This window comes from Kribbella turkmenica, from assembly GCF_004348725.1.
Lineage (GTDB): Bacteria > Actinomycetota > Actinomycetes > Propionibacteriales > Kribbellaceae > Kribbella > Kribbella turkmenica.
The window spans coordinates 1-8,086 of the sequence record NZ_SMKR01000238.1; the positions used below are offsets into that span (position 1 = coordinate 1).

The 8,086-nt window shown below is 71.0% G+C and carries 11 protein-coding genes; 4 read left to right on the plus strand and 7 right to left on the minus strand.

Features of this window, described 5'->3' with window-relative positions:
- Positions 1-77: 77 nt before the first annotated feature.
- Entirely contained in the window at positions 78-1,247 is a 1,170-nt protein-coding gene (locus E1218_RS33410; RefSeq protein WP_132327044.1) for a glycoside hydrolase 5 family protein, read from the plus strand.
- Between the two features lie 213 nt (positions 1,248-1,460).
- On the opposite strand, the gene E1218_RS33415 is transcribed toward E1218_RS33410, so the two are convergent.
- Positions 1,461-1,952 carry an SseB family protein gene (locus E1218_RS33415; RefSeq protein WP_132327045.1) on the minus strand — a complete coding sequence of 164 codons (492 nt, stop codon included), beginning with the start codon at positions 1,950-1,952 and terminating at the stop codon, positions 1,461-1,463.
- Positions 1,953-2,051: 99 nt separating this feature from the next.
- Between E1218_RS33415 and E1218_RS33420 the strand changes: the two genes are divergently transcribed.
- Both E1218_RS33420 and E1218_RS33425 read left to right on the plus strand, forming a co-directional pair.
- Entirely contained in the window at positions 2,052-2,555 is a 504-nt protein-coding gene (locus tag E1218_RS33420) for a hypothetical protein (RefSeq protein ID WP_132327046.1), read from the plus strand.
- Positions 2,542-3,207, plus strand: coding sequence for a nucleoside/nucleotide kinase family protein (locus E1218_RS33425; RefSeq protein ID WP_132327047.1), 666 nt, complete (start codon positions 2,542-2,544; stop codon positions 3,205-3,207). The genes E1218_RS33420 and E1218_RS33425 overlap by 14 nt, the downstream gene beginning before the upstream one ends.
- On the opposite strand, the gene E1218_RS33430 is transcribed toward E1218_RS33425, so the two are convergent.
- From E1218_RS33430 to E1218_RS33440, 3 genes are read right to left on the minus strand one after another with little or no spacing between them, the layout of a single operon-like run.
- Positions 3,161-3,970 (minus strand): class I SAM-dependent methyltransferase, encoded by an 810-nt coding sequence (locus E1218_RS33430; protein WP_132327048.1) that lies wholly within the window; start codon positions 3,968-3,970, stop codon positions 3,161-3,163. The two genes, E1218_RS33425 and E1218_RS33430, sit on opposite strands and share 47 nt — an antisense overlap.
- Entirely contained in the window at positions 3,967-5,202 is a 1,236-nt protein-coding gene (locus E1218_RS33435) for an RNA polymerase sigma factor (protein ID WP_132327049.1), read from the minus strand. Before E1218_RS33435 ends, E1218_RS33430 begins: the two co-directional genes overlap by 4 nt.
- A gap of 6 nt (positions 5,203-5,208) precedes the next feature.
- A complete protein-coding gene (locus E1218_RS33440) occupies positions 5,209-5,562 on the minus strand; it encodes a YciI family protein (protein ID WP_132327050.1) in 354 nt (117 codons plus the stop codon).
- 94 nt (positions 5,563-5,656) lie between these two features.
- Here E1218_RS33440 and E1218_RS33445 point away from each other — a divergent pair, with 94 nt between their 5' ends.
- On the plus strand, positions 5,657-6,550 hold the full coding sequence (locus tag E1218_RS33445) for an aldose 1-epimerase family protein (RefSeq protein WP_132327051.1): 894 nt from the start codon (positions 5,657-5,659) through the stop codon (positions 6,548-6,550).
- Here E1218_RS33445 and E1218_RS33450 read toward each other — a convergent pair.
- The 3 genes from E1218_RS33450 to E1218_RS33460 all read right to left on the minus strand — a co-directional run.
- Complete coding sequence (locus E1218_RS33450) at positions 6,528-6,989, minus strand: PH domain-containing protein (protein WP_233712644.1); 462 nt, start codon at positions 6,987-6,989, stop codon at positions 6,528-6,530. The genes E1218_RS33445 and E1218_RS33450 overlap by 23 nt on opposite strands.
- Before the next feature lies 1 nt (position 6,990).
- On the minus strand, positions 6,991-7,839 hold the full coding sequence (gene hisG / locus E1218_RS33455; RefSeq protein WP_132327052.1) for an ATP phosphoribosyltransferase: 849 nt from the start codon (positions 7,837-7,839) through the stop codon (positions 6,991-6,993).
- A gap of 44 nt (positions 7,840-7,883) precedes the next feature.
- A partial coding sequence (locus E1218_RS33460; RefSeq protein ID WP_132327053.1) for a phosphoribosyl-ATP diphosphatase occupies positions 7,884-8,086 on the minus strand: 203 nt, incomplete at its 5' end.

The window sequence follows — 8,086 nt, forward strand, 5'->3', positions numbered from 1 at the left end:
ATCCGTTCGGGTGAGGGCCGGGGGTGGGGTGGAGGTCGAGTTGCTGTCGGTTCCTAAACCGATTTAGCATCGTCGGCATGCCTTCGGATCCCGTGTCGCCGCGGTTCGGCGCGAACCACGTCCCCTCGGCCGGCTGGTTCTACAGCTGGCTCGACTACGACGGCGCGGCGGTACGGCGGGACTTCGCCGACCTGGCCGGGCTCGGCCTGGACCACGTCCGGGTGTTCCCGGTCTGGCCGTGGATCCAGCCGAACCGGGCGATCATCCGCGAGCGGGCGATCGCGGACCTGCTGGACACCGTCGACGCGGCCGCCGAGCACGGGCTGGCCGTCGCGGTCGACCTGATCCAGGGCCACCTCTCGAGCTTCGACTTCCTGCCCTCGTGGGTGCTCACCTGGCACAAGACCAGCATCTTCGAGGACCCGGCGGTCCGTGACGGCCTGACGGCGTACGTCGACACCGTCGCGCGCGCGGTCGCCGAGAAGCCCAACGTCTTCGCGATCACGCTCGGGAACGAGGTGAACAACCTCTGGCCGGACAGCGCGACCAGTTCCGGGACGTCGATGAGCTGGGCGCAGGAGCTGCTGGCCACGGTCAAGAAGGCGGCACCCGACGTACTGGCGTTGCACTCGGTGTTCGACGACGCCTGGTACAAGGCGGACCATCCCTTCCATCCGGTGGACGTGGTCGACCTCGGGGATCTGAGCACTGTCCACTCGTGGGTGTTCAACGGGGTCTCCCGGGTGGACGGTCCGCTCGGGCCGGCGACGCTCAGCCATGCGGACTACCTGGTCGAGCTGGCCGCGGCGACGTCGCTGGATCCGGCGCGGCCCGTGTGGCTGCAGGAAATCGGCGTACCCGGGCCGGACATCCCGGACGAGCTCCAGGCCGAATTCACCCGGCGGACGGTCGAGCTGGTGCTGCCCAACCCGGCGTTGTGGGGGATCACCTGGTGGTCGTCGCACGACATCGACCGGCGGCTGCTGGACTTCCCGGACCGGGAGTACGACCTCGGGCTGTTCACCGTGGACCATCAGCGCAAGCCGGCGGCGCAGGCGCTGGCCGACGTCATCGCCGACGTCCGGGCGAATGCAGTTCAGACCGCCGAGGCGACGACGCTGACGGCTCCGGTCAACCTGCGCACGGAACCGCACCGTCGCCCGGAAGTTGCCCCCGGCAGCGAATTTCACCTGCGGTGGGTCGCCGCCCGCACCGAGGGGGCGGTCCGGATCGTCCTACCGGACTGAGTACTGGGTGCCGTCGAGGATGCGCGTGAGCCCGAAGAGCTCTCGCACGATGGCGTCGACCGCGTCCACCGGAGCTGCACGTCGAGCAGCTCGTCCTTGGACCGGACGTACCGGTCCATCGCATTCGTGGGGCGCAGCCACGGTCACGCCTCTCATCCTCGCCGACGCCGGCCACCTCGTCGGCCCTGGTGGCTGTACTCCGCCGCGGTTCGATCAGCCGGCCGGCTCGACCCATCCGTAGGTGCCGTCGGCCAGGCGGACCACCTGGAGACCGGCGGCGAGACGTCGTACGTCGTCGGTCTCGATCACGCCCGCCGCCGGGCCGGCCACGTCGAGCACGATCGCGGCCGCGCCTTCCTGGATCGCCGCGGTCGCAACCAGCTGTGACTGGGCAGGCATCGGACGGGCCTGCCGGCTCCAGCGGGCCAGACTCTCGGTGCCGGTGAACGCGAGCAGGGCGTTGCGGCCGTCCTGCCCCTGGAGCAGCGCGACCGCCATGTCCGACGTCTTGTCGTGCGCCAGCCCGTTCTCGTCGTACTCGACCTCCCCGAGCATGGCCACCACCGGCACGAGCAGGCGCGCCTTCGTCAGCGCGGCCAGCAGCGCCCCGTGGTCACCCGCCGCCAGCGCCTCCGCCAGCGCGGGGTCGGCCGACCCGTCGTCGTTGTCGAAGCCGGTGAAGGCCAGGCGGCGTTCTGATTGCATGCCCGCATTCTCCACTCGGCGGCCCCGGGGTGGGGTTTCAGGGTGGTGTCAGGGCTGTTCCCGGCTTGGTTCCGCGGGGGACTGTGCGAGCCTGGGTATGTGCCTGACTTCAACGATCTGACGCTGCTGCCGTTCTGTGTGGGCCTCACGCTGCTCGGCCTGATCGGCTCGTGGGCCGCCTGGCGGCGCCGCGGGGCGGCGGCCGGCACCCGCGGCGTGGCCTGGTCCCTGTTGCCGATCTCGCTGTACCTGACCGGCCTGCTCGAGCTGGTCTGGGACGTGGTGCGCTCGTCCGTGAGCTGGGTCACCCACCTGATCTTCTCCCCCACGGTGTGGGCCGGGGTCGCGCTGTTCGGCGTCTCGGTCGTGCTGTACGTCGTCTCGGGTGTGGCCCGAGGCCGGGGACGGAACCGGGGGTCCAAGGAGGAGGCACAGTCGAAGCCCGCCGCGCCCGCGGGTGAGCTGACCGCGAAGGGTTCTGAACCCGCGTCGGCCGCTCCTGCCAAAGCTGCCAAGCCCGCCAGGGGGTCGAAGGCGAAGCAGCAGGAATCGTCGGAGTTCGACGAGATCGAGGACATCTTGAAGCGCCATGGAATCAACTGAGACGAACGACGTCGCTCCACTCACCATCGACTCCCTGCTGGACCACGTCCAGGCCGCCCCGCCCCGCCTCGGCAACACCCGGCTGATCAGCATCGACGGACCGGCCGGCTCCGGCAAGTCCACGCTCGCGGCGAACGTCGCGGCCCGGGCCGAAGCCCGCGGACTGCACACCCGACTCATCCACATGGACGACCTGTACGACGGCTGGGCCGGCGCCGTCCGCGGATTCGGGCTGCTGCGCGACCACGTGCTGCAGCGGATCGCCGACGGCCGCGAAGGCCGCTACCGGCGCTACGACTGGTACGCCGGCGCGTACGCCGAGCTGCACGTCGTACCGGTGACCGTCGAGCTGCTGATCGTCGAGGGGGTCACCTCGTGCGACCGCGACGCCGGCCACTGGCAGTCGCTCCGGCTCTGGATCGAGACGTCGAACGAGGTCCGGCTGGAGCGCGGGATCGCCCGCGACGGCGAGGCGCTGCGCGACCACTGGCTCGAGTGGATGCGGTGGGAACGCGACCACTTCGCCGAGCAGGCGACCCGGTCCCGGGCGCACGTCATCGTCGACGGTGACCCGTCGGTCCCGCACGACCCCACGCTCGAGCTCGTCACGAAGTCGGTGGCGCTGCCTCCGCACGACTCGGCGGCTTCCTGACCACGAGCAGCCGGGCCCGCGGATGGTGGGTCCACTCCCCCGCGGGCGCCTCGGCCAGGAACCGCCGGCGAAGCTCGGCGAGGTAGGCGTCGCCGCGGGCCAGAGCGAGGGCCCGCATCGGTCCGGCGTGGTCGGCGGCATCGAAGTACGTCGCCGCATCCGGGTGGGTCATCGGGAAGTCGATGAACTCGTCCCGTTCGACGGTCCCGGCGTCCAGCGCGCCGACGAGGCGGTCCTCCCAGGAAGAGTCGCTCCGGTCGCCGATCACCTTCCCCAACAGGGCGAACGGCCCGTCGTCCTCGGTCTTCCCGGGCCAGTAGACGACACACAACCGCCCTCCAGGCGCCAGCGCGTCCACCCACGAGCGAAGCGCCGCCTCAGGATCGGGCAGTTGCTGCAACCCGAACACCGAGACGACGGCGGCACACCGTCCCGACCACCGTGGGTCGAGGCTGGAGGCATCAGCCTGCAGGACATCGACACGGGGGTGCCCGAGCCGAGCTGCCCGTTCCCGAGCCCGCTCGACCATGCCCGCCGACAGGTCGATCCCGGCGAGCTCCCGTCCCGGGAACCGGTCGACGAGCAGCTCGAGCTCAGGGAACGTGCCGCAGCACGGCACGAGCACCGGTCCGTCCCGCAGGTCGCTCACCGCCTCCACCGCGGACCTGACCCAGGGTGCGAAGCGTGGCACGAAGTACTCCTCGTACCCGTCGGCTGCCTCGTCCCACCCGCGCGCGACCCGCGCGAGGCGCTCGTCGGTCACGAGGGGGTCTCTCCGGCGAGGGCCGCCAGCCGGCAGCGCAGGTGGTCCCGTTCAGGTTCGGTGCCGGCCAGCGCGAGCGCCTCCCGGTACGCCGCGGTTGCCTCAGGCAATCGCCCCAGGCGGTGCAGCAGGTCGGCCCGGGCCAGTACGTAGGGGTGGTACTCGCGCAGCCGCGGCTCGCCGGACAGCCGGTCGAGCAGCGCCAGGCCCGCCTCGGCTCCGTCGCGCATAGCGATCGCGGCCGCCCGGTTGACCTCGACCACCGGCGACGGGTCCATCGCGATCAGGACGTCGTACAGGGCGACGATCTGCGCCCAGTCGGTGCCGGCGACGTCTGGTGCCTCGTCGTGCAGCGCGGCGATCGCGGCCTGGACGCCGTACGGTCCGGCCGGGCCGCCGGTCAGCGAGGCGACGACCAGGTCGCTGCCCTCGGCGATGAGGTCGCGATCCCAGCACGAGCGATCCTGGTCGTCGAGCAGGACCAGCGAGCCGTCCGGGCCGGTACGGGCGTCCCGGCGGGCGTGGATCAGCAGCATCAGCGCGAGCAGACCGGCGACCTCGCGCTCGTCCGGGAGCAGCCGGCGCAGGATCCGGGCCAGCCGGATCGCCTCCTCGGCGAGGTCGAGGCGCTGCAGGAAAGGGCCGGAGCTGGCCGAGTACCCCTCGGTGAACACGGAGTAGATCACCTGCAGCACACCGGGCAGCCGGTCCGGCAGTTCGTCCGGGCCGGGGACGCGGAACGGGATTCGTGCGTCCTTGATCTTCTTCTTCGCCCGGACGATCCGCTTGGCCATCGTCGCCGTCGGGACGAGGAACGCCCGGCCCACCTCCGGTGTGCTCAGTCCGGCGAGACACCGCAGCGTGAGCGCACCGCGGTCCTCGGCCGCGAGCGCCGGGTGCGAGCAGGTGAAGAACAACTGCAACCGCTCGTCCGGTAGTTCGTCGCCCACCGCCGGCGGCCCGGCCCGGTCGGCCTCGACCTGCAGTACGGCGAGCTTGGCGGCATACACCTGGTCGCGGCGCAGCCGGTCGACCGCCTTCCGCCTGGCCGTGGTCATCAGCCAGGCACCCGGGTTCGGCGGTACGCCATCGACCGGCCACTTCACCAGCGCCGCCTCGATCGCCTCCGACGCGACCTCCTCGGCGAGGTCGAGGTCACCGAACCGCCGGGCGAGCGCGGCCAGCAGCCGCCCGCGCTCCTCCCGGAACACCGCCTCGACCTCGGCGTGCATCGCGGATCAGGCCCCCGGGAACTCGGCGACCGGCCGGACGTCGATCGACCCGCCGCCCCGCGACCCCGGGCACTTCGCGGCCCACTCGAGCGCGACGTCGAGGTCCGGTACGTCGATCACGTAGTACCCGCCGAGCACCTCGCGGGTCTCCGCGAACGGCCCGTCGGTCACCGTGCGCCTGCCGTCGTTCGCGACCTGCACCCGGGTCGAGGTGACCAGGTCGGCCAGCGACTCGGACGAGACCACGACCCCGGCCTCCTGGATCTCCTTGTCGAACCGCATCCAGTCCTCCGGCTCGCACCCGGCCGCGCCGCCGCTCAGGTCGAGCTCACCGGCGTTGATCAGCAGCATGTACTTCATCTCGGAACCTCCCGTTGGCGTGTGTACAGCATCTCTACGAACGGGTCGGTCCCCGATGGACACCACCGTAGAGAAAGTTTGTGAGGATGAAGGCATGAGCGCAGAGGTGCTGCCGTCCGGAGAGCAGTGGGTACTCGATGACGGCGGGTGGTCCGCCACCGTGGTGAGCGTCGGCGGTGGTCTGCGCGGCGTCTCGTACGGCGAGCGTGAGGTCGTGCCCGGGTACGCCGAGCACCAGCCGGCGTACGCCGGGATCGGGCAGCACCTGATCCCGTGGCCGAACCGGATCACCGACGGGAAGTACACGTTCGAGGGCGTCGACGAGCAGTTGGACCTGAGCGAGCCCGACCGGCAGAACGCGATCCACGGCCTGACCCGCTGGGCGAACTGGGAGCGCGTGGACGACGGCACCGACCCTGCCGTCGTCGAGGTCGGACACCGGCTGCACGGTGCGCCCGGGTACCCGCACCAGCTCGACCTGCGCCTTCACTACCGACTCGCCGACGGTCTCACGGTGACCGCCACCGCGACCAACGTCGGCGCGAGTGACGCGCCGTACGGGTATGGCACGCACCCGTACCTGAGCGTCGGCCGGGTGATCGACGAGTGCGTGCTCGAGTTCCGCGCGGCCGAGTGGCTGGAGGTGTCGCCGGAGCGGATGACGCCGATCGGGCTGTCCCCGATCCACGACTCGCCGTACGACTTCAGTGCGTCCCGGACGATCGGCGATCTCGAGATGGACAACGCGTTCACCGGTCTCGGCGGCGGCACCTGGTCGGTGACGTTGACGGACCCCGCCTCCGGCGACCGGGCGGTCCTGACCAGCGACACCCCCTGGCTGCAGCTCTACACCGGCGGCGCGATCGGACGTACGGCGCTCGCCGTCGAGCCGATGACCTGTCCGCCGAACGCCTTCGTCACCGGCCAGAACCTCGTGATCCTGAAACCCGGCGGCTCCCACAGCACTACGTTCCGGGTGTCGATCTAGGGCCGGCACCGCGGGAGCGCGCGACGGCGGCCAGCTCCTTGGCCGCCTTGCTCGCCCGGGCACCCTCGGCGGCCTGGACCGCGAGGATGCCCAGCCGGTTGCCGTCCGCGTCGAACAGCTGGAGCCACGCGTCCCCGGGCCGGAACCGCAGCGCGGTCACCCGGTCCCAGGGCAGCGTGTAGGACTTGAACACGTTGCGCACCCGCAGCCGGTCCGGGTACGCCGACACCCGCAGCGTGGTCATCCGGTACAGGATCCACAGGATCGCGCCGAAGAACGCCAGCAACGTCAGCCGCTGGAACCAGCTGAACGTGTCCCGGGCGTCCTCCGACAGCCGGAACCAGATCACTCCGAAGACCGCGATCAGCGACAACCCCATGCCGGCGGACATCACCGCGACGATCCGCGGATGGAAGGTGTACAGGCGGTCGTCCCTCACGTCAGATCCGGCAGGCGTGGATGTCGGTGGTGAGGATGGCACGCGCGCCCACCTCCCAGAGCTGGTCCATGATCCGCTGGGCGTCGGCCCGCTGCACCATCACCCGGACGGCGACCCACCCCTGGCGGTGCAGCGGTGACACGGTCGGCGACTCCAGCCCGGGCGCGACCGCGGTGGCGGCGTCGACGTGCTCGGCGCGGATGTCGTAGTCCATCATCACGTAGTTCCGGGCGATCAGGACGCCCTCCAGCCGGCGGACCAGCTGCTGCATGCCGTTCGGCGGGGTCTCCACGCCGTGCCGCTTGATCAGCACCGCCTCGGACTTGAGGATCGGGTCGCCGAAAACCTCTAGCCCGGCCTGGCGCAGCGTCGTCCCGGTCTCGACGACGTCGGCGATCACGTCCGCGACGCCGAGCTGGACGGCCGACTCGACCGCGCCGTCCAGGCGGACCACAGCGGCCTCGACGCCGTTCTCGGCCAGGTGGTCCTGGAGTACGCCGGCGTACGAGGTGGCGATCCGCTTTCCGGCCAGGTCCTTGATCGAGGACGCGGACCCGGGCGGCCCGGCGAACCGGAAGGTGGACCCGCCGAACCCGAGCTCCATGACCACGTCGGCGTCGGCGTGCGAGTCGAGCACCAGGTCACGGCCGGAGATCCCGACGTCCAGGGTGCCCTCGCCGACGTACACGGCGATGTCGCGGGGGCGCAGGTAGTAGAACTCGACCTCGTTCGCGGCGTCGGTGAGCGCGAGGTCCTTGGTGGTCCGGCGCTGTTTGTAGCCGGCCTCGGTGAGAATCTCGATGGCGGCCTCGCTCAGCGAGCCCTTGTTGGGTACCGCGACGCGCAGCATTGCACTGCCTTTCTGGAGAAGTGGACCGGATCCGCGGAGCGCTCCTACAGATGTCGGTACACGTCGTCGAGGTCCAGGCCGAGCGCGTGCATCATCACCTGCGCGTGGTAGAGCAGCTGGGACAGCTCCTCGGCGGCCCGCTCCTTGCTCTCGTGCTCGGCGGCCATCCAGGACTCGGCGGCCTCCTCGACCAGCTTCTTGCCGATCGCGTGCACGCCGGCATCGAGCGCCGCCACGGTCCCGGAAC